The 26,343-nt window shown below is 69.1% G+C and carries 20 protein-coding genes and 4 pseudogenes; 9 read left to right on the forward strand and 15 right to left on the reverse strand.

Annotated features, from left to right (window positions below):
* Positions 1-77 precede the first annotated feature (77 nt).
* The 10 genes from fabG to ACFY10_RS46115 form a co-directional block, all read right to left on the reverse strand.
* Complete coding sequence (gene fabG, locus ACFY10_RS46070; RefSeq protein ID WP_390671367.1) at positions 78-803, reverse strand: 3-oxoacyl-ACP reductase FabG; 726 nt, start codon at positions 801-803, stop codon at positions 78-80.
* 41 nt (positions 804-844) lie between these two features.
* Positions 845-1,225 carry an acyl carrier protein gene (locus tag ACFY10_RS46075; RefSeq protein ID WP_390671368.1) on the reverse strand — a complete coding sequence of 127 codons (381 nt, stop codon included), beginning with the start codon at positions 1,223-1,225 and terminating at the stop codon, positions 845-847.
* Between the two features lie 64 nt (positions 1,226-1,289).
* A complete protein-coding gene (locus ACFY10_RS46080) occupies positions 1,290-2,702 on the reverse strand; it encodes a cytochrome P450 (RefSeq protein WP_390671369.1) in 1,413 nt (470 codons plus the stop codon).
* Between the two features lie 66 nt (positions 2,703-2,768).
* Complete coding sequence (gene fabF / locus ACFY10_RS46085; protein WP_390671370.1) at positions 2,769-4,025, reverse strand: beta-ketoacyl-ACP synthase II; 1,257 nt, start codon at positions 4,023-4,025, stop codon at positions 2,769-2,771.
* On the reverse strand, positions 4,022-4,501 hold the full coding sequence (locus ACFY10_RS46090) for an SCP2 sterol-binding domain-containing protein (protein ID WP_390671371.1): 480 nt from the start codon (positions 4,499-4,501) through the stop codon (positions 4,022-4,024). The genes fabF and ACFY10_RS46090 overlap by 4 nt, the downstream gene beginning before the upstream one ends.
* Positions 4,498-6,192 carry an FAD-dependent oxidoreductase gene (locus ACFY10_RS46095; RefSeq protein ID WP_390671372.1) on the reverse strand — a complete coding sequence of 565 codons (1,695 nt, stop codon included), beginning with the start codon at positions 6,190-6,192 and terminating at the stop codon, positions 4,498-4,500. Before ACFY10_RS46095 ends, ACFY10_RS46090 begins: the two co-directional genes overlap by 4 nt.
* On the reverse strand, positions 6,189-7,343 hold the full coding sequence (locus ACFY10_RS46100) for a hypothetical protein (RefSeq protein WP_390671373.1): 1,155 nt from the start codon (positions 7,341-7,343) through the stop codon (positions 6,189-6,191). Before ACFY10_RS46100 ends, ACFY10_RS46095 begins: the two co-directional genes overlap by 4 nt.
* A 4-nt stretch (positions 7,344-7,347) precedes the next feature.
* A complete protein-coding gene (locus tag ACFY10_RS46105) occupies positions 7,348-8,505 on the reverse strand; it encodes a 3-oxoacyl-[acyl-carrier-protein] synthase III C-terminal domain-containing protein (protein WP_390671374.1) in 1,158 nt (385 codons plus the stop codon).
* Between the two features lie 19 nt (positions 8,506-8,524).
* Complete coding sequence (locus tag ACFY10_RS46110) at positions 8,525-8,779, reverse strand: acyl carrier protein (RefSeq protein WP_390671375.1); 255 nt, start codon at positions 8,777-8,779, stop codon at positions 8,525-8,527.
* Positions 8,780-9,193: 414 nt separating this feature from the next.
* Entirely contained in the window at positions 9,194-9,643 is a 450-nt protein-coding gene (locus ACFY10_RS46115; protein ID WP_390671376.1) for a nuclear transport factor 2 family protein, read from the reverse strand.
* Positions 9,644-10,233: 590 nt separating this feature from the next.
* Between ACFY10_RS46115 and ACFY10_RS46120 the strand changes: the two genes are divergently transcribed.
* Positions 10,234-10,725, forward strand: coding sequence for a BBE domain-containing protein (locus ACFY10_RS46120; RefSeq protein WP_390671377.1), 492 nt, complete (start codon positions 10,234-10,236; stop codon positions 10,723-10,725).
* Positions 10,726-10,956: 231 nt separating this feature from the next.
* Positions 10,957-11,082: pseudogene (locus ACFY10_RS46125) on the forward strand (IS701 family transposase); the annotation flags it as partial.
* A gap of 66 nt (positions 11,083-11,148) precedes the next feature.
* Here the strand turns inward: ACFY10_RS46125 and ACFY10_RS46130 are convergent.
* Complete coding sequence (locus tag ACFY10_RS46130; protein ID WP_390671378.1) at positions 11,149-11,637, reverse strand: MarR family winged helix-turn-helix transcriptional regulator; 489 nt, start codon at positions 11,635-11,637, stop codon at positions 11,149-11,151.
* 88 nt (positions 11,638-11,725) lie between these two features.
* Between ACFY10_RS46130 and ACFY10_RS46135 the strand changes: the two genes are divergently transcribed.
* Both ACFY10_RS46135 and ACFY10_RS46140 read left to right on the forward strand, forming a co-directional pair.
* Positions 11,726-12,313 (forward strand): NADPH-dependent FMN reductase, encoded by a 588-nt coding sequence (locus ACFY10_RS46135; protein ID WP_390671379.1) that lies wholly within the window; start codon positions 11,726-11,728, stop codon positions 12,311-12,313.
* 22 nt (positions 12,314-12,335) lie between these two features.
* Positions 12,336-13,226, forward strand: a pseudogene (locus ACFY10_RS46140) (IS5 family transposase).
* Between the two features lie 4 nt (positions 13,227-13,230).
* Here ACFY10_RS46140 and ACFY10_RS46145 read toward each other — a convergent pair.
* From ACFY10_RS46145 to ACFY10_RS46155, 3 genes and pseudogenes are all read right to left on the reverse strand, one after another.
* Positions 13,231-13,731 (reverse strand): GNAT family N-acetyltransferase, encoded by a 501-nt coding sequence (locus ACFY10_RS46145; RefSeq protein ID WP_390671380.1) that lies wholly within the window; start codon positions 13,729-13,731, stop codon positions 13,231-13,233.
* Positions 13,732-13,865: 134 nt separating this feature from the next.
* Positions 13,866-14,303 carry a glutaredoxin domain-containing protein gene (locus ACFY10_RS46150; RefSeq protein ID WP_390671381.1) on the reverse strand — a complete coding sequence of 146 codons (438 nt, stop codon included), beginning with the start codon at positions 14,301-14,303 and terminating at the stop codon, positions 13,866-13,868.
* A 555-nt stretch (positions 14,304-14,858) separates the two neighbouring features.
* Positions 14,859-15,440 (reverse strand): annotated as a pseudogene (locus ACFY10_RS46155) (transposase); the annotation flags it as partial.
* Here ACFY10_RS46155 and ACFY10_RS46160 point away from each other — a divergent pair.
* Positions 15,441-15,552 (forward strand): annotated as a pseudogene (locus ACFY10_RS46160) (IS5/IS1182 family transposase); the annotation flags it as partial.
* A 51-nt stretch (positions 15,553-15,603) separates the two neighbouring features.
* Here ACFY10_RS46160 and ACFY10_RS46165 read toward each other — a convergent pair.
* On the reverse strand, positions 15,604-17,097 hold the full coding sequence (locus tag ACFY10_RS46165; RefSeq protein ID WP_390671382.1) for an RICIN domain-containing protein: 1,494 nt from the start codon (positions 17,095-17,097) through the stop codon (positions 15,604-15,606).
* 313 nt (positions 17,098-17,410) lie between these two features.
* Here ACFY10_RS46165 and ACFY10_RS46170 point away from each other — a divergent pair, with 313 nt between their 5' ends.
* The 4 genes from ACFY10_RS46170 (at position 17,411) to ACFY10_RS46185 (ending at position 25,833) form a co-directional block, all read left to right on the forward strand.
* The gene (locus ACFY10_RS46170) at positions 17,411-19,336 is read left to right on the forward strand and encodes a glycoside hydrolase family 97 catalytic domain-containing protein (RefSeq protein ID WP_390671383.1); all 1,926 of its coding nucleotides are present in this window, start codon (positions 17,411-17,413) and stop codon (positions 19,334-19,336) included.
* A gap of 931 nt (positions 19,337-20,267) precedes the next feature.
* A complete protein-coding gene (locus ACFY10_RS46175) occupies positions 20,268-22,574 on the forward strand; it encodes a beta-L-arabinofuranosidase domain-containing protein (RefSeq protein ID WP_390671384.1) in 2,307 nt (768 codons plus the stop codon).
* Positions 22,575-22,674: 100 nt separating this feature from the next.
* Complete coding sequence (locus tag ACFY10_RS46180; RefSeq protein WP_390671385.1) at positions 22,675-24,096, forward strand: non-reducing end alpha-L-arabinofuranosidase family hydrolase; 1,422 nt, start codon at positions 22,675-22,677, stop codon at positions 24,094-24,096.
* A 90-nt stretch (positions 24,097-24,186) separates the two neighbouring features.
* Positions 24,187-25,833, forward strand: coding sequence for a glycoside hydrolase family 27 protein (locus ACFY10_RS46185; RefSeq protein ID WP_390671386.1), 1,647 nt, complete (start codon positions 24,187-24,189; stop codon positions 25,831-25,833).
* The last annotated feature ends 510 nt before the right edge of the window (positions 25,834-26,343 follow it).

Genomic DNA, 26,343 nt, shown 5'->3' on the forward strand with positions numbered 1-26,343 from the left:
TCGAGGCCGAGCCTCACGGGGCCAGGCATCCTATCGAACAGACAGGAAAACGGCGGCCGGCCCCGGCCCGGCCCGCCTCAGAACACCAGGCCGCCGTCGACGCCCAGGACCTGCCCGGAGATGTAGCGGGCGCGATCGGAGACCAGGAAGGAGACGAGATCGGCCACCTCGCCCGCTGCGCCGAAGCGGCCCAGCGGAATCGCGTCGAGGATGTCCTTTTTGGCCGCCTCGCTCAAAGCGGCGGTCATGTCGGTGTCGATGAGGCCGGGTGCGACCACGTTGGCGCGCACACCGTACTTTCCGCACTCCTTGGCGAGGGACTTGGTGAAGCCGATGATGCCCGCTTTGGACGCCGCGTAGTTGCTCTGCATGGCGTGGCCGTGCACACCGACGGCGGACGACAGCGTCACCACGCAGCCGGTGCGGCGCGTCATGAACGAGAAGACGGCCGCGCGGCAGACGTTGTAGGTGCCGTCGAGGTTGGTCGCCATCACCGCCCGCCAGTCCTCGCCGGACATCCCCAGCAAGGGGGTGTCGCGGATCAGCCCCGCGCACGTCACCACGGCGTCCAGCGGCCCCAGTTCGCTCTCCGCGGCCTCGGTGAAGGCCCGCACCTCCTCGAGCGACGCGACGTCGACGCGGTGGGCGACCACGCGCGCTCCGCTGCCGGCGGCCGCCTCGACGGCCTCGGCGGCCGCGCCGGCGTTCGCCCGGTAGCAGAACGCGACGTCGAACCCGTCGTGTGCCAGCCGCACCACGACGGCGCGGCCGATGCCCCGGGAGCCTCCCGACACCAGGGCCACCGGCCGCCGCCTGTGCGGCGCCGGCTCCTCCCGAGTGCCGCTCACGCCGGGCCGGAGGCGCACGGGGCCGCGCGCCTGGCGGAGACCAGCTCCAGGATCTGCGGGAGGGACGTGAGGTGCTTCAGGTCGCTCTCCACCAGCCGGATGCCGTACTGCCGCTGCAGCCGGACCACGATCTCCAGCGCCATCAGGGAATCGAGATCCAGGTCTTGCACGAAGTGCGTGTCATCGGTGATCTCCTCCACGCCGAGTTCGAGGACCCGTGCCAGCAAGCAGCGCAGCTCCTCCCTGTCGACGGCGACATCGACGGCAACGGCGACGCCGGGTGCGACGGCGGGTGCGACGCCGGGTGCGGCAGCGGGTGCGGCGGCGGGTGCGGCAGCGGGTGCGGCGGCGGGTGCGGCCTGGGTGTGGGCGGTCATGCGGGGGCATCCCTTCGAAGACGTGTCGGTTGACGTGCGGCCGGCAGCGGCGGCCCGGCGTGGGTCAGCGGCGCCTGGCGGTCACCGGCACGCCGTGCCGCGGGCGGATGGTGATCCTGGCCACCGTGTCGACCGGAATCCCGGGAACGGGCTCGAACTCCCAGTGCCGCCCCAGGGTGGCCAGCGCCATGACGCCTTCCATCTGCGAGAAGGCGCTGCCGATGCACTGGCGCGGGCCGGCGCCGAAGGGGAGGTAGGCCAGGCGCGGGCGGCCGGGCTGCACCGCGTGGCCGGTCAGCTCGTCCGCCGTGTCGGCGCCCTGCGGGTTCTTCAGCCAGCGCTGCGGGGCGAAACGCTCCGGCTGCGGCCACCACGCGGGGTCGCGGTGGTTCACCCACGGGACGAGCGCGACGAAGCTGTCCTTGGGGATGCGGTAGCCGCACAGCTCAAAGTCGTCGAGGGGACGGCGGGCCATCCCCATGATCGGCGGGTACAGGCGCATCGCCTCGCAGAGCACGGCGTCGGTCCACGGCAGGCGGGGCAGGTCCTCAACGGTGGGCAGCCGGCCGTCGAGCACCTCGTCGATCTCCCGGTGCATCCGCTCCCGCGCCCGGGGGTGGTGGCCCAAAAGATGGAAGGACCAGGCGAGCGCGTTGGCGGTGGTCTCGTGACCGGCCATCAGCATGGTGATGGCCTCGTCGCGCACCTGATAGTCCTCCAACGGCTCGCCGGTGTCGGCGTCGCGCGCCGCGAGCAGCAGGGAGAGCAGGTCGCCGCCCCGGCCGTCGCCCTTCCTGCGCTCCTCTATGAGCCCGTAGACGATGGCGTCGAGCTTGTCGCGGCCCTCGAAGAAACGCTTGTTGCCGGGCAGCGGCAGCTTCGACAGGTAGCGGGCGAAGGGCAGCGAGTCCCAGCGCAGCGGGCCCTCGTCGCGCGGGATGCCGGTGCGGACGGTGCGGGCCGCCTCGCTGTCGAGCGAGACGTCGAAGAGGGTGCGGGCCACGACGGCGAGCGTCAGCTCGGTCATCTCCACGGACAGGTCGAGCCGGTCCCCGTCCGTCCAGCCGGACTGGACGGCGTCGGAGATCTCGGCGAAGGCACGGCCGTAGCCGGCGACCCGCTCGTGATGGAACATCGGCTGGATCAGCCTGCGCTGCTTGCGGTGGTAGTCGCCGTCGCTGGTGGTCAGACTGTTGCCGAAGATCACCGAGAGCGGGGCGACCCACTCGCCGCCGCCGGCGCTCATGGTGGCCTTGGTGAAGTTGCGGTGCGAGGTGACCAGCACCTCGTGGACCGCCTCCGGGTCGCTGACCAGGTACAGGTCACGGAAGCCGAGCGGGACGCGCACGACGGGCCCGTACTGTTCACGCAGATCGTTGAAGTAGTCCAGCGGATTGCCGGACATCGACAGCAGGGCGCGCAGCTTGCCGGTGGGACCGGGAACGGCGGCCACGGGGGCGGTGGACAGCGCAGTCATCAAAAAGCCTTCCTCGAAAGTGGTCACCGGTGAGCGGGCCCGCCGCGCGCTGGGCGGGCGGGCCGCTCACCGGCCGACGAAGCGTCGAAGGGCGAGCGTGACGTTCTGCCCGCCGAAGGCGAACGAGTTGGACAAAGCCGCCGACACCTCGTGGGGACGGGCGGTGTTCGGCACGTAGTCGAGGTCGCACACGGGGTCGGCCGCGTCCGCGTCCTGGTTGATGGTGGGCGGGATGACCGAGCGGTCGATGGCCAGGGCGCAGAACGCCGCCTCGGTCGCGCCGGCCGCGCCGAGCAGATGCCCGGTCATCGACTTGGTGGAGGTGACGGCCAGCCGGCTGCTGTGCGCGCCGAAGGCGGACTTGATCGCTTTCGTCTCGGCGGCGTCGGAGAACACGGTGGAGGTGCCGTGCGCGTTGATGTGGTCGATCTCGGCGGGCTTGAGATCCGCCTCGCGCAGGGCGGCGAGCATGGCGCGGGCGGCGCTGCGCCCGGTGGGGTCGGGGGCGGTGACGTGGTAGGCGTCGCTGGTCTGCCCGTAGCCGCAGATCTCGGCGTAGACGTGGACGCCGCGCGCCAGCGCCGACTCGGCGGTCTCCAGGAGCAGGACGGTGGCGCCCTCCCCCATGACGAAACCGTCACGGTCGGCGGTGAACGGGCGGCAGGCGCGGTGCGGTTCGTCGTTGCGGCGCGAGAGGGCGCGCAGGTTGGCGAAGCCCGCGATCAGCGGCGAGGCGATGCACGCCTCGGCGCCGCCGGCGAGCGCGGCCTGGGCATAGCCGTCGCGGACCAGGCGGTAGGCCTGCCCGACCGCGTCGGCCGACGAGGCGCAGGCGGTGACCGGTGCGAGGCCGGGGCCGCGGAAGCCGAAGCGCTGGGAGACCGTGCCCGCGCCCATGTTGACGATGGAGCTGGGCACGAAGAACGGGGAGACCATGTTCGGCGCCGCCACGTCCTGGAGCACCCCCGCCACCATGGTGGCGGCGCCGCCGATGGCGCTGCCGATCACGGTGGCGGCGCCGTCCGGGTCGATGCCGTCCAGGCCCGCCCGCTCCACGGCGAGTTCGGCCGCGGCGAGCGCGAAGTGGCAAAACCGGTCCAGACGCCGGGCCTCCTTGCGGGTCAGCCACATCGTCGCCTCGAAGCCCCTCACCTCGGCGGCGATGCGCACCGGCAGCCGGCCGGCGTCGAAACCCCGGATCGGCCCCACGCCACTGGTCGCGGAAAGCAGCCGCGCCCAGACCGTCTCGGTGCCGATGCCCAGCGGGTTGACCATGCCGATGCCCGTCACCACCACCCGGTGGCGTGCCGGCAGGGCACTCATTGCGGCGCACCCGGCGCGGCGAGCCCGAAGAGCAACTCCATCCGCATCGCCAGCTGCACGTCGCCGCTGATGTGCAGCCGTCCCTCGAGCAGCAGGTCCATGCCCTGTGCCGCGGCCGAGGCCATCTCCACGAAACCGACGGCATCCAGGGTGAGGGTGAGCGCGGGCTCGCCCGCGCTGCCCGGCTCGCGCACCTCGCAAACGTCCTCGGCCAGGATGAGGTCGTAGACCACGGTGGCGGCCCCTTCCCTGCGCACCTGCCAACGGGCAGTTTGCGCAGGGCCCGTGAGGCCTCCGATGTAGCGGGCGGGCATCTGCGCGAAGACCGCACGCAGCATGTCCTCGCCGTCGGGCGTGGCCAGCCAGGCCGCCAGGTCCTCGCGCGCCAGCAAGGCCAGGGCGGCGCGGACCTCGGTGAGGGAGGCGAAGCGCAGCTGCGCGAGCCGCTGCGGGGAGAAGGCGGGTTCGGCGGTCATGACAGCCCTTCCGCTGGGTGGGGCGCCCGCCCGCTGTCGGCGGTGCGGTCGGCGGCCTGCCGCAGTTCCTGCCGCGGCGAGGCGCCGGGCAGCCGGGCCAGGACATGGCCGTCGGGCCGGACGAGAACGGCCTGCGCCCCCTTGAGGGCGTAGCGGTCGGCGAAGGCGCCGGTGACATCACGCAGTCCGGGCCCGTCCGCGGTGATCACGGCCGCGGTCAGGGGCAGCCCCAGGAAGGTCTTGGCCTCCTCGGCCGCGTCCAGCCAGCGCCTTCCCCCGGCCCCGGTGAGCAGGGCGAAGCCGGTACGGGCCAGATCGGTTGTGGAGATCCGCCCGCCGGGCCCCTCCAGCCAGGCGTGCGGGGCCCGGTGGCCGGCCTCGGCGGTGGGCACGTAGGTCACCACGTCCCTGACCACCGGCTCGCCCGGGCCCGGTGCATAGCAAAAGCCCAGCGTCTGCCCCTCGAAGTCGAAGTGCGGCCGGTGCTGTTCGATGTCCGCCGCGAAGTGGGCCGCATCGGCGTCGGACTGCAGCAGCGCCCGCTTCTGCAGGGCGTTGATCTCACTGTGCCGGGCGTTGAACTCGGCGACCGGGCGCCGCTCGCGCTCGTAGGAGTCAAGGAGCGTGTCGCCGGCGCCGCCGCGCAGCACCGCGGCCAGCTTCCAGGCGAGGTTGTGCGCGTCCTGGATGCCGGTGTTCATGCCGAAGCCGCCGGTGGGCGGGAAGGTGTGGGCGGCGTCCCCGGCGGCAAGCACCCGGCCGTCGGCGCTGCGCCAGCGGTCGAGCCCGGTCGAGCCCATCACCCAGTCCCGTACCGAGTGGATGCGCAGCCCCCTGATCGCGTCGCCCGTCTTCCCGACGGCGGCCTCGATCAGCCTGCGGTGGTCGACGTCCCGCTCGAAATAGGTGCGTTCCTCCTCGGGGGTGAGGGCGGGGATCTCCAGCAACCACTCCCCGCGCCCCGGGTCGACGGTGATCAGGACGCCGCGCACGGTGTCGTTGAGGACCCAGTACAGGGCGCTCTCCCGACCCGCCGTCCAGGGCGACAGGTCGGCGCTGAAGTGGATGTCCAGGAGCCTGCCCAGCGGCGCGGCTGCGGTGTGCCCAAGGCCCACCGACTCGCGCAGCGAGCCGTGCAGCCCCTCGGCCAGGACGGCGTAGCGGGCCTCGACGACGACGGGCTGCTCGCCCGAGGCCCTCACCCGGACACCGGACGGAGTGGGGGTCAGCTCCTTGGCCCTGACACCGCGGATCAGTCGTGCGTCCTGGGGCAGCCGGTCGACGAGCAGCGCTTCCACCCGGTTCTGCGAGCAGATGACGGGCAGGACCGGGCTGTTGGCGGCGCGCTGCATCAGGGCGCCCGCCGAGGCGATGATGTCGAGGCCGGCCAGCTCGGTGCCGGCCAGCTCGGTGCACCAGGTGATGCGTGCGGTGTTCTCCAGCGGGACGCCCACCCGGCGCACCTCGGCGTCGACACCCAGGTGCCTGAGCAGCTCCATGGTGCGCGAGTTGATGACCGTGGCACGCGGGTGAGAGGACGGAGTGGAACGCTGTTCCAGGACGACGGTGCGGACCTCGTGCTGCGCCAGGAAGTGGGCCGCGGCAAGCCCGGTGGGCCCGCCGCCGATCACCACCACGTCGCATTCCAGCTGCGCGGCCGCGCGGGGCGGCTGCGGGGCGGCTGCGGTCATGAGCGCACCTCCGAGAGAGCGGCGACGACCGGCGCCAGGCGCCGGGCCACCGCGGCGTCGAATCCGGCCTTGAACAGCACGCGGGCGACGGCGACCGCGGGCAGCCCGGCGAACACGGCGCCGGTCAGCCACAGCACGAACGCCCCGGTGAGCGCGGCACGCTGAACCTCACCGCGGCGGCCCGCGGCGCGGATGACCCGGCCCCAGACCCGAAAAGCCCGGCCGGCCAGCAGATCGGCCGCGGCCAGCGAGTAATTCACCGGAGCCGCGTCATGGGCGGCGAGCAGACCGCTGACCCCATCGGCCAGGGCGTCCTCGAACGCCGGGCCGGACGCGGCGTCCTCGAAAACGGGGCCGGACGCGGGGTCCTCGAACCCGCAGCCGGACGCGGGGTCCTCGGCCGCGGGGCCGGACGCGGGCCGGGCCCGGTCCGGGGCGACCTCGGGCTGCTGCGGGGCGCGTTCGGGCCCCGGTGAGGTGCCATCGCCCGGCGCGGGGGCGCGTTCGGGCCCGTGTGAGGTGCCATCGCCCCGCTTGGGGGCGAGTGCGGCGATGCGCTCGCCCAGCAGCGCGAGCCGCTCCAGCTCGTCGCCGGCGACGCCGGCGCGCGGGAACCCCCAGGACGCCTCCCGCCGGCCGGCCAGCAGCCAGCGCAGCGTGGTGACGAAGGTGACGGCGGCGGGGGCGGTGTCCACCGCGGCGATCGTGCCCACATAGCGGCCGCCCGCGGCCCCGATCAGCCGCTGCACCTCCAGGGCGGCGGAATACCACATGTTCCGGCAGGCCACGAGACCGATGACGGCACGCCCGGCGAACGCCTCCGGTGCGCTGCCGACAAGCGCCCGCATCGGCGGCGCCGGAGCCAGATACCAGACGGGGTAGGCGAAGACGACCAGGTCCACCTCGTCGTCTGCGGCCACCGGCGGCCGGGCGGTGATACCCGGCGCCCCGCCGGGATCGACCGAGGCGGCGAACACACCGAAGAAGCGGCGTATCGGCCAGGGGAAGGGAAAAGCGTCACGGGGCCTGACCTCGACCCTGCGGACATCCCACCCCGCCTTCTGAAGCGGGCCGGTGAACGCGGACACCGCTTCCACAAGCTGACCGGTCTGCGAGTACCAGTAGACCCTCACCCGGGGCTGTGCACCCATGACCTCAGGCCTCCTCGGCAAAGCCGGCGCCGACGGCCGTCAGATGCGCGAAGGACACCGCGAACCGGCCGGACTCGGGAACCATCACCAAAAGCTTGTCGCCGGCGGCCACCAGGCCCTCGCGGAGCATCTCCTCCAGGATGACGTAGATGCTGGCGGAGCCCATGTTCCCGACCCGGGTCAGATTGCTGTACCACTTCTCCACGGAGGGGCCCCTGACCTTCTTGCGCTCGATCTCCTTGAGCACCATGGACTTCATGCGCTCGCTGGAGTAGTGCGCGGGAAACCAGGCCAGCTCGTCCGGGTCGAAGCGGCCCTCCTTGAGCAGGCGCTGGTACTCCCTGACGCCGATCCGCACGAGGTGCGGCAGCAGGCCCAGGTTCTGCCGCAGCGCCAGCGTGCCCTCGACCGCCGCCTCGGCCGCCGAGGGGTAGTCCCACCAGCTGTGCCCGGCCCCACCATCAACCGCACCATCGGCCGCACCCATGTACATGCAGGTCTGCTCGGTGCTGGCGTAGGACGTCAGCGAAATCCAGTCGATCCGCAGACTCACCCCCCCGGCCGCCGGACGGTCCTGCACCAGCGCGGCACCCGCACCGTCCGAGAGCATGTACCGCAAGAACGCCATCTCCATGGCGATCGCACCGTCCTCGGAGATGGGCCTCACGTCGGCGAACCGGTCGCTCTTGAGGAAACGCGAGGCCAGTTCGGACGCGCAGGCGATGGCGTTCTTCTTCTCCCCGGCCGCCACCTGCAGGTAGGCGTTCTTCAGCGCCATCATTCCGGTGCTGCAGATACCGTGGGTGGTGACGATCTCACAGGGCGGGCCGCCCAGTTGGCCGTGGATGCCGCTGGCGATGCCCGGCGCGATCAGATCCGGCACCGCGGTACCCGCCGCAATCAGATCGATATCGTCGACCGTGATCCCCGAACGGTCCACCGCCTGCCGGACAGCCGCAACCGCCATATCGGTATTGGAAAACAACGTCCTGCGCTGCTTGTCGATCGCGTAATACCGCGACGTGATCCCGCAACTGTCCAAAATCCGCTCACGCAACAGCGAACTCGCGGCGCCCACACTGCCGATATAGTCCTCGATCTCCTCGTTCGGCACCGGATCCCCAGGCAGAAAACGCCCCATGGCGGTGATATAGGCAGGCATGACCCACACTCCCCGTGAACTAGACGGCCCGCTTGGACTCGATCTTGGACAGGGCGAACTCCACGACATCCCCCACCGTCCGCAGCCCGCCCACCCGCTCGTCGTCCATCTCGATACCGTGCGCACCCCGAAGGGCCTGCGCCATCGCCACCAGATCCAGCGAATCGATCCCGACGTCGTCATAGAGATCAGACGCAGCCGACAGCCCCTCCGGGTCCGCATCACACCTGGCCAGCAGGAACCCCGTGACCTCCGCGTAGAGTTCGGCCCTCACCGACATGTCCACCTCCCACGCCCCACCCCCTGTGCGGCACACGAACCACTCTGGCCAACACCGCACGACGGGGCATCAGAGCGATTCACGAGACCACCCTGAATATTTCCCACCCCCACCCCACACGCGCAGGCCCAGCCCCGGGGCGCCCGGCCGTGACCCGCACCCACACCGCCACGACCGACCACACACCTCACCACCACCAGCCCCGGGCCCAGCACCGTCACACCACACCGTCACGGCCGACCACACGCCTGACCACCACCGGCCCGTCCGGGCCCAGCTCCAGGACGTCCTCACACACGGCACTGCACACGATCGTCAGAGTGATTCACGAGACCACCCTGAAATTCTTCCCGCCCCCGCCCCAGGCGCGCGGGCCCCGACCGGGGCGTGAGGCCGTGTCCGGCGCCGTCACACCACGTCGTCGCGGCTGACCACACGCCTGACCACCACCGGCCCGTCCGGGCCCACTTCCAGGACGTCCTCACACGTGGCGCTGCACAGGATGGTCGCTTGACCGCCGCGCGGGGTCTCGACGAGCAGCACGTAGAAGCGGACGGACACCGTCGTTTCCTCCTGCCCGATCACCGCCACCGTGCCCAGCACATGACGACGCCGGATACCCTGCGCCGTCACATACTCGACCGCCTGCCGGGCACCCGCCGCCAACGCCTGCCGGCCCACCGTCGGCTCCGGCTGTGCATTCGACACGAAGACACAATCCTCGGTGAAGGTGCACGCCCACGCATCCACCTCACCACTGTCCAGCAACTGCATCTGCCGCCCATAAAACTGCTGCACCTGCAGGCACAACTCCACCCAGGACCGCGCTCCCCCCACCGGGGCCTGCTGCACACTCATCGAAACTCCTCCCGTCGCCGGCCCGGGCCCAACACCCGCACCCACCCCCACCCTCCAGCCAACCCCTCGCACCCCCCTCAACAACCAATCAACCCCCCACACGACACCCACCCCCGCCCCCGGCCGGGCCGGCACCCCTGCCCCCGCCCCCCCCCCCAAGCCCCACCCCGACCCCGACCCCGGCGACGACACGACACCCAGCCACGACACGGCACCCGCCGCCGACCACACGCAACCCGCCGCTACCCACCACCCCCCACAACCACCAGGCCTCCCCCCTGCGCCGTGAACGCCCTCACCCCCAGGCCGGCAAAGCCCGCGAGCGGATGACGTGCATCCAGCCGGGGCGGCACAACCCCCGGCCGCCGCTCAACTCCCCCCGCCCGCACACGAACCTCGGCGTACATGGCCTTCACGTACCCGAGCATCCCCGCGCCGCCATCCTCGATCGCCTTGTCCCGGACGTCCTTGGCCTGACTCATCGGTGCGGGTGAGTCAGACCCCCAAGGTTCACGGGAAGGGGCTTTCACGGGGCAGGAGTTGCCGTGCAGAGTCCAGCTCTCCGTCCCTTACTTGGGCGAGGGATCCCATTGCACTCGGGCCGGGCCCGCTTCAACTGGCGCTTCCAGGAGGCGCGGTCGGCGTGGTCCAACTTCCTGGCCGAGATCAGCGATGAAGCCATAAACGTGATACTCGCCGCTTTCGCCACGGTCCCATCGCCGATGACCACGGTGATCATCGAGCACAATGGCGACGGCGCGATGAACCGAGTCGGCCCGGACCAGACCGCGTTCGGTCACCGGGACTGGTCCTACAACCTCCTCATCACCTCCCTGTGGGCGGACCCCGCGCACGCGGAGACGAACATCGCCTGGACACGCGCGCTCTGGGAGGCGGTGCAGCCGTTCACCCGTGACGGGGTCTACGTGAACTACCTGGGCGCAGAAGGGCAGGACAGGGTACGTGCGGCGTACGGCCCCAACTTCGACCGGCTGGTTGCCATCAAGAACAAATACGACCCCGCGAATGTCTTCCGTCTCAACCAGAACATCGAACCGACCGTGGGCGCAGCGGCCGCATGACAGAAGCAAGTGCCAACTCGCATACAGACACTGCCGACTCGCACGACAGACTCTTCTCCCGGACCAGCCTGCAGACCCATGTCATTCCGTCCCGCTGCCACACCGCCGGGAAACGGCCCTCCGGGGCCGCCCCAGTCACTATCGACGAGGGTCCACTGAGGAATGTGACTTCGAGCGATAGGCGGCCAGGGGCACTCGGATCCTCCCTGGTCAGCCCTCCGTAACGATTCGCACGACACGGTCGTCACCCGCCGGTCACTCGACCACCCCGTCCACGAGCTGTTTCCCGGCCTGCCACGGCAGAAGTGGAAGCGCCCTTCCTGCGGCGCGGGAGCTCACGGTTGGCGGATCTTCGACTAGGGCCTGTCTGACAATGCCCAGGGCCGTATCGACGGTGTCTATGGGGGCGGTGTGGGACGCGGTCTAGGACGCGCCGTCGCTGGCAGCCTCGCTGCGGTGCGGCTCCAGGCGATCGACCGCTTGCTCGCTCCATGCCCGGATGACTGATGCCTGATCGGGGGTCAGTGAGTCGAGGAAGTGGCGGCGGATGTTGCCGCCGTGCACGAGGATGGCGCTCTGGGCGGCGCGGCGGCCCTCGGCGGTCAGCCCGATCCCCGCGCGGCGACCATCGGCCCCGTACTGGGTGCGCTTGACGAAGCCGCGTTTTTCCATGCGCGTCAGCTGGTGTGAGACGCGGCTCTTGTCCCAGTCGAGCGACTCGGCGAGCTCGCCGACACGCATCTCACGGCCGGCGGCCTGCCACAGCGTCACCAGCACGCTGAACTCGGCCTTCGAGATGTCGCAGTCATGCTGGAGACCACGCTCCAGCTCCCTGGTGAGCAGGCGCTGCGCGCGCATCCAGGTATCCCAGAACTCCCACTCCTCGGGTTCCAGCGATTGAGTCTCCGTCATGTCGCCGAGGATATCGCGACCAGCAGAGTTGTCACTTCAACTCCCTCCAATCTAGAGTTGACGTGACAACTCTCTTGGAAGGAAGTCCATGTCACTTCGCATCGCAGTCATCCTCGGAAGCACCCGCCCCGGACGCCGCGGCGACCAGATCGCCGCCTGGGCGCTGGAGGCCGCCCGTGCCCACGGCGGCGCCGACTACGAACTCATCGACCTCGCCGACCACGACCTCGGCAACCTCGACGAGCCCGGCAACCCGAACCTCCAGCAGTACCAGCACGACCACACCCGCGCCTGGGGCGCACTCATCGACAGCTTCGACGGCTACATCTTCCTCGTCCCCGAGTACAACCGCTCCTACCCCGGAGCCCTGAAGAACGCCCTGGACTACGTCTACCGGGAGTGGAACGACAAGGCCGCCGGGATCATCAGCTACGGCGGCTGGGTCGCCGGGGCCCGGGCCGCCGAGGCGCTGCGGCTCGTCCTCGCCGAACTCCAGGTGGCCACGGTCCGCGCCCAGCCCACCATCTCGACACACCCCTCGTTCCACACCGGCACCTTCGTCCCCCAGGAGGGCCTCGACACCGCCGTGGGCGACATGTTCGACCAGGTGATCGCCTGGTCCGGCGCCCTGCGCGGGGTGCGCCAGGCCAAGACACAGACGCCGACGGCTGCATGAGGCCCAGTTCGTGACCGAGCACGTGACAGGACACGGCGAGCTGACGGACGCAGCACGGAGGCGCTGAAGCCCCTGCTGCCGGCTACCGATGGACCAGGCCGTCCGTGGCGCGACCACCGGCAGGTAATCAACGGCGTGTTATGGCGGTTGCGCACCGGTGCTCCCTGGCGTGACCTGCCGGAACACTACGGACCGTGGCAGACGGTCTATGAGCGGTTCGCCCATTGGGAGCGGGACGGGACCTCGGCCCGCCTCCTGGAGCAGATTCAGGCGCGGGACGACTCCGTCGGAGCGGTGGAATAGACGGTGTCGGTGGACTCCACCATCAACCGCTCCCACCAGCACGCGGCCGGCGCCCGGAAAAGGGGGCGGGCGCGAACGGCGGGCTGGAAGGTTCGGCACGCTCGGCGGCCGACCAGGCACTGGGCCGCTCCCGCGGCTAGCTGACCACCAAAGTCCATCTCGCCTGCGACGGCCGGGGCCTGCCCCCGGGCTGTCGTCCTCACCCCCGGCAACGTCAACGACTGCACCGTGTTCAAAGCGGTACTGGAATCTGTGCGGGTGCCTCGGACATGCGCCGGGCGGCCGCGGCAAAGACCCGCCCGGCCCAACCGGCCAACCCACACATGCGTATGAGACGCACGCCTCCCGCAAGAACCGCGCCTACCTGCGCCGACGTGGTATCCGCTGCACCATCCCGGACCAGGCCGACCATGCCCGCAACCGCAAGAAACGCGGCTCCCGCGGCGGTCGGCCGCCGAAGTTCGACCCGGCGGACTACAAGGCGCGGCATGCAGTGGAGTGCGGCATCAATCGCCTCAAGAGGCACCGTGCCGTGACGACGCGCTATGACAAGCTCGCGGTCCGCTACGAGGCGACCGTCCTCGTAGTGGCCATCAACGAATGGCTGTGACCACTCACGCGGCTCGTTCCATGCAGACCAACTGGTCCCGCTCGTCCCACGACTCGGTGACGGTGAATCCGAGCCGCTCGTACAGGGCGATCGCGCCTGCCCGCCATTTCCACACCGACAGCCGTACCGTGCGGACGCCGCTTTCCGCAGCATGCACGAGCGCGGCGCTGACCAGGCTGGACGCAATGCCCCGCCCCCGGAACGCCGGGTCCGTCCAGAGCCTTTTGACCTCGGACCGTCCGTCGACAGAGGCGGTCACCACCAGGCAGCCCACCGCGGTGTCTGCGCTCAACGCCAGCAGCACGACATCGTCAACGAACACGGCCTGTGGATCCGCGATCTCCACCCGGTAGCGGTCCGGCAACCCATCCACACCGGCGACGGCCTCACCCTTCTCGGCCTGCGTCTGCAGATGGTAGGCCGCCAGCAGATCCGCCAGCCCATCCTGGGCGGAAGGGGCCTGGCCTGGCCAGCGGACGATGACAACCTCACGTTGATCAGTCACGACGTGAGCATCGCATGACACATGCCAGGGCCAGAACAAGTATCTTGATCCACTTTCGGTACACGCCCTAGCTTGTCTTTTGACCTCCGTGCGCCTGGGGCTGCGGGTGGCTCTCCGTAGAGTGCGGTTTCTGATCACACGGACGGGGAGAGCTGTCCGCGCACCCATTCGGGGTCGGGGTTGGTGTGTGGCTGGCCCGCCACGATGACGGTCGGCACGGTCTCGTTGCCGTCGTTGGCTGCTCTCACCGTTGCGGCTCCTGCCGGGTCGCGCCAGATGTTGACCCAGTGCAACTGGTAGGCGCCGCGGCCCAGCCGGATGCGCAGTCGTATGCAGTACTTGCAGCCGGGCCGCCAGAAGACGACCGGTCGGCCGTCGACCGCGCTGCGGCGTTGTGCCTCCTGCGCACCGATCGACCTCGGGAAGATCAGGGGTGAGTTCACGCCGGCGAGCGCCAGGAACGCCAGCAGGAATGCTGCGGCTGTGCCGGGGCTCCCCTGGAAGATCTGCCCGGCCGCGACGGCTGAGCCGCTGAGCACAAGCAGCATCGGCAGGATCCAAGCGCGCATCATGGTGATGCAGGTTACCGGCGAGTCGAATTGGTCCTCGAACTAGGTCGTTCACCTGGGTGTTCGCCGGACGGTGAGGCGGCCTTCGTCTGATCATGTGCTCCGACCAAGGATGCACGTGACCACGACGAAGGCCCTGAAGGTGAGTCTGCTGCCTGACCATGCTCGGGGGAAGCGGCCGATCCGACGAGTGCTCGCTGGCCTCAGGCACGTCGGTGAGTCTCGTGCGCTCCTCGGGGGCTTCCGAGCGCCATCACGCCGGGAATACCGGTACAGCAGGGCCGCGACCGGGAATACTCCCAGCCCATTCACACCTGTGCCAACGAGCACACATTTTCAGGAAGCCTGCCACATGACCCCTGTACGCCGGTTCGTCACCGCGGGAGCAGCAACCGTCCTTCTCGCACTTGGCAGTATCACGCTAGCCACCCCCGCTCAGGCCGCTCCTGGCCCACTTGGAGGGGTCGCGGACGGCGTCTGGAACGTCACCGAGTCAACCGTAGGCCTCCTCGGGAAACCTGTGAGTCTTTGAGGGGGGATGAACGGCTAGCTTGATCTTTAACCTGTGCGCCGTGGGCGAGGGGTGGTTGACTTCTTCTTCTTCCGTTTCGCAGTGTCCGTTTTGCGGACTGTGTGGACGTCGTGGCGCGGGGTCGGGCGAGCGTTCTTGCGGCCTGGCGGCCGCCCTGGCCCTGGGCTGGTGGGTTTCGGTGCACCAGCCGGGCAGATGGCCTTCGGCCGGTGCCGAAAGTCGCGCCGGACGCGGGCGGGAGTGAGCTTGTGCGGTTCGCTGGGCCTCTCCCAGGGGCGTCGCAGATCGGCTGCCAACGGGCGGGCGAGCCGGAGCTGGGCATAGACGGCGAGGATCAGCCAGGTCCATCGGTCAGCCGCCTCGGGGGTGCGGATCTTCGGGCAGGTCCAGCCCAGGGTCTGCTTGAAGAACCGGAAGGTGTGCTCGATGTCGAAGCGCCGCAGGAACGCCTGCCAGAGCCGGTCGACCCCCGCGGCGGTAGCGCCGGTGCCCGACCACCACAGCCACACCGGCTTCGGGGTGGCCCCGCTGGGCAGGTGCTCGACCCGCAGATGGATCACAGTGCCCTCAATGACCGGGAGGGCGCCCAGCTGGGCGGTCCAGGCGGCGCCGCCTGGCAGAAGGAAGGCATTTTCGACCAGCTCAACGGCCTGCTGCGTCGATTGGTGCGTGAGGCCGAAGGCCGGGATGCCGAGCCGAGCGCCTGCGTGCTGGACGCAAACACGTGGCCGACGAGTTCGTTGATCCGCGTCAGCGGTCCAGGCGCACCCGTCAGGAAAGACTCCAACGCTGGCTCGTCGCGCCTGTGCCCGTTTCTTGCGCCACCGCCGCCCCGCTGGTGGTCGAGGCGTTCGCGACACTGATTTCCAGGTCGCTGCCCACGCCGGCGAGCATGTAGGTGCTGCCGGTGGAGCTGCCGACCAGGTCGAGGAACCACTGCTGGTTGGTCCCGCCGTTACAGGTCCACTGCTCCAACTGGACGCCGGTGTCGGTCGAATGGCTCGGTACGTCCAGGCACAGGCCGCTCCTCACGCTCTTGAGCGTGTAGATGTTGTCCGCCACCCGCGTGAGCGTCCACTGCTGGTTGGTGCCGCCGTTGGACGGCCACTGGATGATCTTGGCGCCGTTCGCCGTGGAGCCGCTCGACACGTCCATCAGCAGAGAGCTGTTGACGTTTTTCAGGGTGTGGACACCCTCAGCGGGGATCCCGCTGTCGGCCGTCCAGGTTCCCGCCGAGGTGTCGAGTGACCAGGAGGGGTACTGGCCGAGGTTCACCGTGGTGCCCCTGATGGTCAGGGGCAGCCAGATCAGTTTCGACGCGCCGAGGTCGGAGGTGTTCCAGCGGTCGCCGGCGTAGATGTAGGTGGTGCCGGAGGAGCCCTGGACGGTGATGACGTTCGCCGTCTGGCTGCCGTAGGTGTGGGTGCCGGGCGCGGCCAGGTTCCGGAAGGACGACCAGGGGCCGGCCAGTGACGTGGCGGTGGCGTAGATGTTGTCGTTGAGGCTCCAGCCCGTCAGGCGGGAGCCGAAGACGTAGTAGGTGCCGTCTTTCTTGATCATGGCGGGGGCCTCGACGCTGCCGCTGCTGCCGCTGCTGCCGAGCACCGCCACCGCGCTGTCCACGGACAGGTAGTCGGCGGACAGTTTGTCGATGCGCAGGCCGTTGTTGCGGTCCTCGCTCAGCAGGTAGCCGGTGCCGTCGGTGTCCTGGAACAGGCCGAGGTCACGGCTGACGTTGCCCAGCGGCCGGAAGCTTCCCCGGTAGGTGTAGGGGCCGCACGGGGTGCTGCTGGTCGCCACGCCGACCTTGGCCTCGGAGTAGTTCTTGCTGTCGATGTGCATGTACATCACGTATGTGCTGGTCGACTTGTTGTAGATGACCTTGGGTCGCTCCACGATGCGGCTGGGGCCGAGGTCGCCGCTGCTCTGCCGGCTCAGCGCCTGGCCCTGGTAGGCCCAGTCGGCGAGATTGGTGGAGGAGTAGCAGGCGATGTCCTGGAAGGACGTGTCCGACGAGGTCTCGCCGGTCTTGTCCTCGCCGAAGCCGTACCAGGTGTTGCCCACCTTGATGATGCCGAGGCCGTGCAGCTGCAGGGTGTTGCCGTTCTGGTCGGTGCGTGCGGCACCCGTGGTGAACGACACCGTGGCCGCGTGCGCCTCGGTCGCCGGAAGCAGCAGCGCCGCAAGGCCTCCCAGGAGGGTCAGGAACGCTGCGGCCCCGCGCCACCATCGGCCGGCGGGCGGCCGGGGAACTCCCTTGAACATGTGCGTCCCTCTCGGTCGAGGTTCGACGATCCGTTGATGTCGCGGGGACCAATGAGAGTCGTGGCACGTTCGTGGCGTCAAGGATCGCGTTCGAGTTTGTTTAATTCGTGACCCGCTCTGGGAGCACCTAGTGGGGCTCGTAGGGGTCGCAAGTCGCCCGTACCGTACGGGATTTCGGACATGTGGGGAGTGGATGCGAGGGGTTGACCTTTAGGTCGGGGGAGGCGTAGAAACTTCGCGACGGTCAGAATCTGTTACTTGCTGGTTGAGTTTGTTGGAAACCATATCCAAGCGAGGTGGACCGGCTGTGAACATGCCAGGGCGTCAGGAACCTTCCCGCCGCAGGGTGCTCAAGGGCGCGGCTGTCACCGCCGCAACGGCCGCGCTGGGCATCGGCAGCACGTATCCGGCCGAGGCCGCAGACGCCTCGGTCACCGCGACGTCGCTCGACGGCACCACCAGCATCGCCATGTCGCTGACGGGCGGCTCGCTCCAGTGGTCGGCCCGGCGTAACGGCGAGACAGTCGTGGCCAGTTCGGCCATGGGGCTGCGGCTGAGCGACGGAACCACCCTCGGCACCGACGCCGTTCTGACGAACTATCAGCACTGGCACGTCGACACCACCTGGAACCCGTTGTACGGGCGCAACGCGACCGTCTCCGACGCCTACCAGGAGATGCGCTGGAACCTCCGGGACAACCGCACCTCCATCAACTTCGGTGTCCAGATCCGGGCCTACGCGACCGGCGTCGCGTTCCGTTACGTCCTGCTGGACTCGGGCACCGCCACCATCGCCGGTGAACTGACGACGTTCGTCTTCCCGGACGGCACACTCGTCTACAGCGCGCGGGACGAGGACGACTACAACCCGGTCGCGCCCGGCTCCATCCCGTCCACCGGAACCTCATCCACGGACACCGGTCCCCTGACCGACCTCCCCCTCACCGCGACCTACAGCAGCGGGCTCATCGCCTGCGTCTGCGAGTCGGCCCGCACCAACTACCCCCGCACGATGCTCAGTTCGGTCTCCGGACAGCCCAACACCCTCGCGGCGTACCTGATGCGGCACACGGCCCGCGGCTCGGGACCGGTCCAGACGACCTCCGCCGTCACCACACCGTTCGCCACGTCCTGGCGCGCCGTGGTGATCGGCTCCACCCACGCCGAACTGGTCGACAACGCGGAGCTGGTACTCAACCTGGCCCCGGCCGGCGCCCTCGCCGACACGTCGTGGATCAAGCCGGGCAAGGTCTTCCGGTGCAATCTGACCACCGCGGACGGGCTGGCGGGCGTCGACTTCGCCGCCGCCCGCGGCCTGCAGTACATCGAGTACGACTCGGGGTGGTACGGCCCCGAGCACACCTCGACCGACGCCACGCAGCCGATCCCCGCCATCGACATGCCCAAGGTCATCTCCTACGCCGCCGGCAAGGGAATCGGCGTCTTCCTCTACGTCAACCCCATGGCCATGAGCAGCTCGGACAGCCTGTTCGCCCTGTACCGGAGCTGGGGCGTGGCGGGCGTCAAGCTGGGCTTCATCAACGACGGCACCCAGGCGATGACGAACCAGATCATCGCCTGGGCCAGGACGGCGGCGACGCACAAGCTGCTGATCGACATGCACGACGACGTGCGGCCGTTCGGCTACGAGCGGACCTACCCCAACTGGATCAGCCTGGAGGGCGTGCGGGGCAACGAGCACTTCCCCACCGCCACCCACAACGTCACCCTGCCCTTCGCCCGCAACATCGGCGGGCCGATGGACTACACCATCTGCTACGGCCAGTCCCGCGACCGGACGACCAACGCCCACCAGATGGCGATGGCCGCCGTGTACTACCAGCCCCTGAACTTCCTGTACTGGTACAGCACCCCCTCGCAGTACTCCACCCCCGCCAACTGGCCCGGGCTGCCCTGGTTCGACGCCATCCCCACCGTCTGGGACCAGAGCCGGACCCTGGCCGGTTCGATCGGCGAGTACATCGCCGTCGCCCGGCGCAGCGGCACCACCTGGTACCTGGGGGCGATGACCAACGAGACCGCCCGGACCCTCTCGATCCCGCTGTCCTTCCTCGGCAGCGGCACCTACACCGCCACGATCTACGCCGACGGAACGCCGGGCAGCAGCCCGTACCAGACCCCCGTCGCAGTGAGCACACGGACCGTGACCTCGTCGACCACGCTGCGCGTCGCGATGGCCCCCGCGGGCGGCCAGGCAGTCGTCCTGAGCCATGAATGAGCGGCCGTAACCTGGGATTTCGCCGGATCGGGGCTGGCCCGCAGGGGGTGTCCGCCCCCCTGCACGCCCTACGGCACCCAGCTCGATGTCCTCGTCCACCGCAGCGGGCGACCTCGTGGCCCGTTTTACGACAGCAGTACGGTCCGTCTCGGCGAAGAACGGGCGACTGTCCATCAACCGCGCCAAGGTCAAGGCCGAGAGCGTCTCGACGGCAGTACTTGCTGACCTTCTCGCACGGCTGCTGATTTCGCCCGAGCGGGGGCACCCCCACCGAGGGCTCTCTGCGCCTTGCGATGCGCATGATCCTGCGGCACCACGGCTGGGTGCTACCACGCCTGACCCGATCGGAGGACCGGTGCCGCCCGGCACGGTAGCCGGTCCGGGACCATCGGCGCCTGGCGCGTAGACATGCCATGTTTTCGCATTGAGTAACCGGCAGTTTTGCAGACACAAACGGAGAAAAGCGCAGCCTGAACGTGCTTTTCATCCCTGCACACCCGTTGACACGGGCATGGCGAGTGCCGCAGTTTCATGCGTGACATCAGGCACACGCAGCTAAAGGGTCTCCGAGAAGATCCAGGAGCCGAAAGGGCACGCGGCGGTGCTGCCGTACGGGAACGGAGTGAGGACATGCCGTCGGGAAGCTGCTCCACCGCAGGCCCCCTGGAGTCCGCAAACTCTGTCGCCGTTCGCAGCGGCGGACGCGCTCCATCCACCCGGCTCCCGCAGCAGACATCGTCGCCCGCAAGCCGTGGCGCCGCGTCAGCCGCCCGCCGACCGCGCCCGGTCCGGGGTGCGTCGCGTACGTCGCACTCACCGTCACCGGAAGTACGCCCCCTGGTCACAGGCCCTGGTCTCCCACCACAGCTCCGACCTCCCACCACAGCTCTGAACGACCAAGCATCGCTCTCCCGTCACGGAAAGGTGCAAGATGTCTTCCTCCGTCAGCAGACGGCGCCTCCTGCAAGTGGCGGGGGCCACCGCCGCCGCTTCTGCCACCGGATCCTTCATCGGCGCATCTCCCGCCCAGGCGGCGATACCTCCCGCACGGGCCGACATCGGAGTCTCCGCGCACCCCTTCGAACTCGGCCGGGTCCGGCTCACCGCGAGCCGGTGGCTGGACAACCAGAACCGTACGTGGAACTACCTGCGGTTCGTCGACGTCGACCGGCTGCTGTACAACTTCCGCGCCAACCACCTGCTGTCCACCAACGGTGCGGCTGCCACCGGCGGTTGGGACGCGCCGACGTTTCCCTTCCGCACCCACGTCCAAGGGCACTTCCTAACGGCATGGGCGCAGCTGTACGCCGTGACCGGGGACACCACCTGCCGGGACAAGGCAACCCACATGGTTGCGGAGTTGGCCAAATGCCAGGCCAACAACAGCGCCGCCGGTTTCAACGCCGGGTACCTCTCCGGCTACCCCGAGTCCGACTTCACCGCTCTTGAGCAGCGGACCCTGACCAACGGCAACGTGCCGTACTACACCATCCACAAGACCCTCGCCGGCCTCCTGGACGTATGGCGCCACATCGGCAGCACACAGGCCCGGGACGTGCTGCTCGCCCTGGCGGGATGGGTCGATTGGCGCACCGGCCGACTGAGCAGCCAGCAGATGCAGGCCATGCTGGGAACGGAGTTCGGCGGCATGAACACCGTGCTGACCGATCTCTACCAGCAGACAGGCGACGCACGGTGGCTCACCGTCGCTCAGCGCTTCGACCACGCCGCGGTGTTCGACCCCCTGGCGTCCAACGAGGACCAGCTCAGCGGACTGCACGCCAACACCCAGGTACCCAAGTGGATCGGGGCCGCCCGGGAATACAAGGCCACTGGCACGACCCGCTACCGCGACATCGCCTCCAATGCCTGGAAGTTCTGCGTCAATGCGCACACCTATGCCATCGGCGGGAACAGTCAGGCGGAGCACTTCCGCGCGCCGAATGCCATCTCCGGCTATCTGAACAAGGACACGTGCGAAAGCTGCAACACCATCAACATGCTCACCCTCACCCGGGAACTGTTCACGCTGGACCCGGACCGGGTCGCACTGTTCGACTACTACGAGCGGGCCTGGCTGAACCAGATGATCGGCCAGCAGAACCCGGCCGACGACCACGGCCACGTCACCTACTTCACTTCGCTCAACCCGGGAGGCCGGCGCGGTGTGGGCCCGGCGTGGGGCGGCGGCACCTGGAGCACCGACTACGGCACCTTCTGGTGCTGCCAGGGCACGGGCCTGGAGATGCACACCAGGCTGATGGACTCCGTCTACTTCCGCAGTGACAACACCCTGATCGTGAACCTGTTCGTGCCCTCGGTGCTCAACTGGTCGGAGCGGGGAATCACGGTCACCCAGACCACGTCGTACCCCGTCAGCGACACCACGACCCTGCAGGTCACCGGCAGCGTCAGCGGAACGTGGGCGATGCGCATCCGCATCCCGGGCTGGACCACCGGGGCCACCATCAGTGTCAACGGCGTCGCGCAGAACATCACCACCACGCCCGGCAGTTACGCCACCCTGAGCCGCTCGTGGACCTCCGGCGACGCGGTCACCGTCCGCCTGCCCATGCGGGTCGTCATGCGAGCAGCCAACGACAACGCGAACGTCGCCACGATCACCTACGGCCCGGTGGTCCTGTCCGGCAACTACGGCGACACCGCGCTCAGCGCCCTTCCTACGCTGAACACGTCCTCGATCACACGGACCAGCAGCAGTTCGCTCGCCTTCACCGCCACCGCCAACGGCTCCACCGTCAACCTGGGCCCGTTCCACGACGCACACGGCTTCAACTACACCGTCTACTGGAACACCAGCGCCACCGTCCGTCTCGCCAATGTGGGCAGCGGTCTCCTGCTGGGCATCCAGAACATGTCCACGGCCGACGGTGGCCGCGCTCTGCAGTGGTCGGACAACGGCACCGCCGACCACAACTGGCAAATGATCACCGACGGAAACGCGGTCCGCTTCCGCAATGCCCACAGCGGCAAGGTGCTTGGCGTCTTGAACATGTCCACGGCAGACGGAGCGACCGCCCTGCAGTGGTCGGACAACGGCACCGCCGACCACAAGTGGACGCTGCTCGACCAGGGCGACGGGACCTACAAGATCCGCAACGTGAACAGCGGCAAGCTGCTCGCCATCGCGGACAACTCCACCGCGGTCGGCGCGTTCGCGGTCCAGGACGCGGACGACGGCACCGCCGACAACCGGTGGCGCATCTTGCCGAACTAGGCCGGTTGCGGAACTTGGCCGCTCTCCACCCTCCAGCCCGCCCGACATTTCGACCATCGTTCGGCATTACGAACACTACTCAAGGATGATGAGGTCCCCCATGCACCGACTCAGTTTCAGCCGCAGACGCCCGTCAGCGGTGCTCGCCACCGCGGTTGCGGCCCTGGTCTCGTTGGCGGCGCTGCTCGTCGCCAGTCCGGCCCAGGCGGCCACCACCGGCGCCTTGAAGGGTGCCGCTTCCGGTCGGTGTCTCGATGTGCCGGGCGCCAGCCAGAGCGACGGCACGAACGTGCAGATCTGGGACTGCACGGGCGGGTCCAACCAGCAGTGGACGCTCACCGACAGCAGCCGGCTGACCGTGTACGGCAACAAGTGCCTGGACGTCCCGGGCCACGCCACCACGGCCGGGACCAAGGTGGAGATCTGGTCCTGCAACGGCGGCGCGAACCAGCAGTGGCGGGTGAACACCGACGGCACGATCACCGGCGTGGAGTCCGGGCTGTGCCTGGACGTGTCGGGTGCCGGAACGGCCAACGGCACGGCGGTGCAGCTCTGGAACTGCACCGGCGCCGGCAACCAGAAGTGGACCGGCCTGTCGGGGACGACCAACTCGTGTGCTCTTCCGTCGACGTACCGGTGGACCTCGACCGGTCCGCTGGCGCAGCCGGCCAACGGGTGGCTCTCGCTGAAGGACTTCACCACCACGACGTACAACGGCAAGCACCTGGTCTACGCGACCTATTCCGACGGCAACTGGCACTCGATGGGCTTCAGCCCCTTCACGAACTGGTCGGACATGGCGTCGGCCGGGCAGACCGCGATGAACTCGTCCGCTGTGGCGCCCCAGGTGTTCTACTTCGCGCCCAAGAACATCTGGGTGATGGCCTCTCTGGGGTGGGGTACCGCCTGGCCCTTCACCTACCGCACGTCCAGCGACCCCACCAACCCCAACGGCTGGTCCGCGCCGCAGGCGCTGTTCACCGGCAGCCTCCCCAGCGGCGGCCCGATCGACCCGACCCTGATCGCCGACGACCAGAACATGTACCTGTTCTTCGCCAATGACAACGGCAGCATCTTCAAGTCGACCATCCCGATCGGGAACTTCCCGGGCAGCTTCGGCTCCTCGTACACCACGGTCATGACCGACACGGTGAAGAACCTGTTCGAGGCGCCGCAGGTCTACAAGGTCCAGGGCCAGAACCAGTACCTCATGATCGTCGAGGCTCGCGGTGCGAATGAGGACCGCTTCTTCCGTTCGTTCATGGCCTCCAGCCTGAACGGTCCGTGGACCGCACAGGCCGCCACCGAGAGCAACCCCTTCGCGGGCAAGGCCAACAGCGGCGCCACCTGGACCAACAGCATCAGCCACGGTGACCTGGTCCGCAACAACCCCGACCAGACCATGACCATCGACCCCTGCAACCTGCAGTTCCTCTACCAGGGCCTGGACCCCAACACACCGAGCACCACCCCCTACGAGAGGCTGCCGTACCGGCCGGGCCTGCTCACCCTGCAGCGCTGACCCGCGCCCGCCTGACCAGAAGCTTGTGACCGTGCCTGTCAGGGACGGTCACAAGCGGCTTCCGCGCTGTCTCCCAGGAAGGAATCCTGCATGGTTCCCATGCACAGACGACTGCTGCGTCTCCTCACAGCCACCGCGCTGACGCTCTCCGCCTGCGTCACCGCCTCCGCCGGCGCGACCGCCGAGGCCGCACCGGGCAGCCCCGCGCTCACCCCGCCGCTGGGCTGGAACAGCTGGAACAGCTTCGGATGCGGTGTCGACGAGACGCAGGTCCGCCAGGCCGCCGACGCGATGGTGTCCTCGGGCATGAAGGACGCGGGCTACCGATACGTCGTCGTCGACGACTGCTGGTTCGACCCGCAGCGTGACAGCGCGGGCAACCTGCGGGCCGACCCGGCCAAGTTCCCCAGTGGGATGAAGGCGCTCGGGGACTACATCCACAGCAAGGGGCTGAAGTTCGGCATCTACGAGGCGCCCAACGAGCGCACGTGCGCGCAGGGCGTGGGCACCTACCCCGGCTCCACCGGCAGCAAGGGCCACGAGGCCCAGGACGCCGCCACGTTCGCCTCATGGGGCGTGGACTACCTCAAGTACGACTGGTGTTCCTCCAGCGGCACCCTGGACCAGCAGGTCGCGCAGTTCACCCTCATGCGCGACGCCCTGCGCGCCACCGGGCGGCCGATCGTCTACAGCATCAACCCCAACAGCTTCCACGCCATCACCGGCGCCACCTACAACTGGGGCGAGGTCGCCGACCTGTGGCGGACGACCGAGGATCTGCTCGACATCTGGCAGAACGGCAACACCAACAGCTACCCGATGGGCGTGGGAAACGTCCTCGACATCGACGCGCCGCTGGCCGCTCAGTCGGGTCCGGGACACTGGAACGACCCCGACATGCTCGTAGTCGGCCGTCCCGGTCTGTCACTGAACGAGTCCCGCTCCCACTTCGCCCTGTGGTCGCTGCTCTCGGCCCCCCTCATCGCAGGCAACGACATCCGCACCATGTCCAGCGACGTGAGCGCGATCCTGCGCAACCCCCGCCTGTTGGCGGTCAACCAGGACTCGCTCGGCGCGGGCGGGCGCAGGGTGCGCGACGACGGTGACACCGAGGTGTTCGCCAAGCCCCTGTCCGACGGCTCGGTCGCCGTGGGCCTGTTCAACCGCGGGAGCGGCACCGCGACCGTCACCGCCACGGCCGCACAGGTCGGCCTCACCGGAGGGCCGTTCACCCTCACCGACCTGTGGACCGGCGGCACGTCGAGCACCTCCGGCCAGATCTCGGCAAGCGTCCCGGCGCACGGTGTCGCCGTGTTCAAGATGACCGGCGGCAGTCCGCTGGCCTCCACCACCGCACGCCTGCGCGGTACCGGGTCCGGCCGCTGCCTGGACGTGGATCGCGCCTCCACCACGGCCGGGACGACGACGCTGATCTGGGACTGCCACACCGCCGCCAACCAGCTGTGGACCACGTGGGCCGGAGGCGAGATCCGCGTCTACGGCGACAAGTGCCTGGACGCCTCCAACCAGGGCACCACCAACGGTACGCCGGTCATCATCTGGCCCTGCAACGGCCAGGACAACCAGAAGTGGACCACGCAAGCCGACGGGTCGATCCGCAACGTCCACGCCGGGCTGTGCCTGGACGCCCAGCAGGCAGGAACCGCGAACGGGACCTCAGCCATCCTGTGGACCTGCAGCGGCCAGAACAACCAGAAGTGGACCGCGCTCCCGTAACCCGCCACCCCCGCCCGCGCAGGCAGATACCCGATCGGAAGAGGGCAGTCCCAAGACAGCAAGTCACGCTGTGGGGACTGCCCTCTCGCGGGACCGCCCATCGCCGTAGTCACCGCCCGGACCTCTGACCGCCCAGCCAGCTCAACAGCGGGTTGATGCGGCCGTCGCCGCAGTCGCCCTGCCCGATCTCGCCGGTGACCAGCGGGCTACTCCGCGATGACCGGGGCGCTCTGGCTGTTCCAGCAGGACGCGGTGTTACACGCGTTGAAGCCGGAGGAGTGCCAGCACGCGGCCAAGTTGCCCTTGGGATCACCGGGCCTGTACTGGTTCCACTGCGCTCCACCAACCACCTCTTGGGCAGCACGATGAACCCCCAGATGTCGTCGGTGCGCTTGACCACCGTCAACGCCATCCCAAGGACGCGGTGGGCGAAGTCGACCAGCTGCCCGACGTAGCCGCCGTCGGCCCGCACCTCCGTGAGCCTCCAGTGCCGTTCGCGCAGCGGTCGCC

This window comes from Streptomyces sp. NPDC001401 (genome assembly GCF_042895385.1).
Lineage (GTDB): Bacteria > Actinomycetota > Actinomycetes > Streptomycetales > Streptomycetaceae > Streptomyces.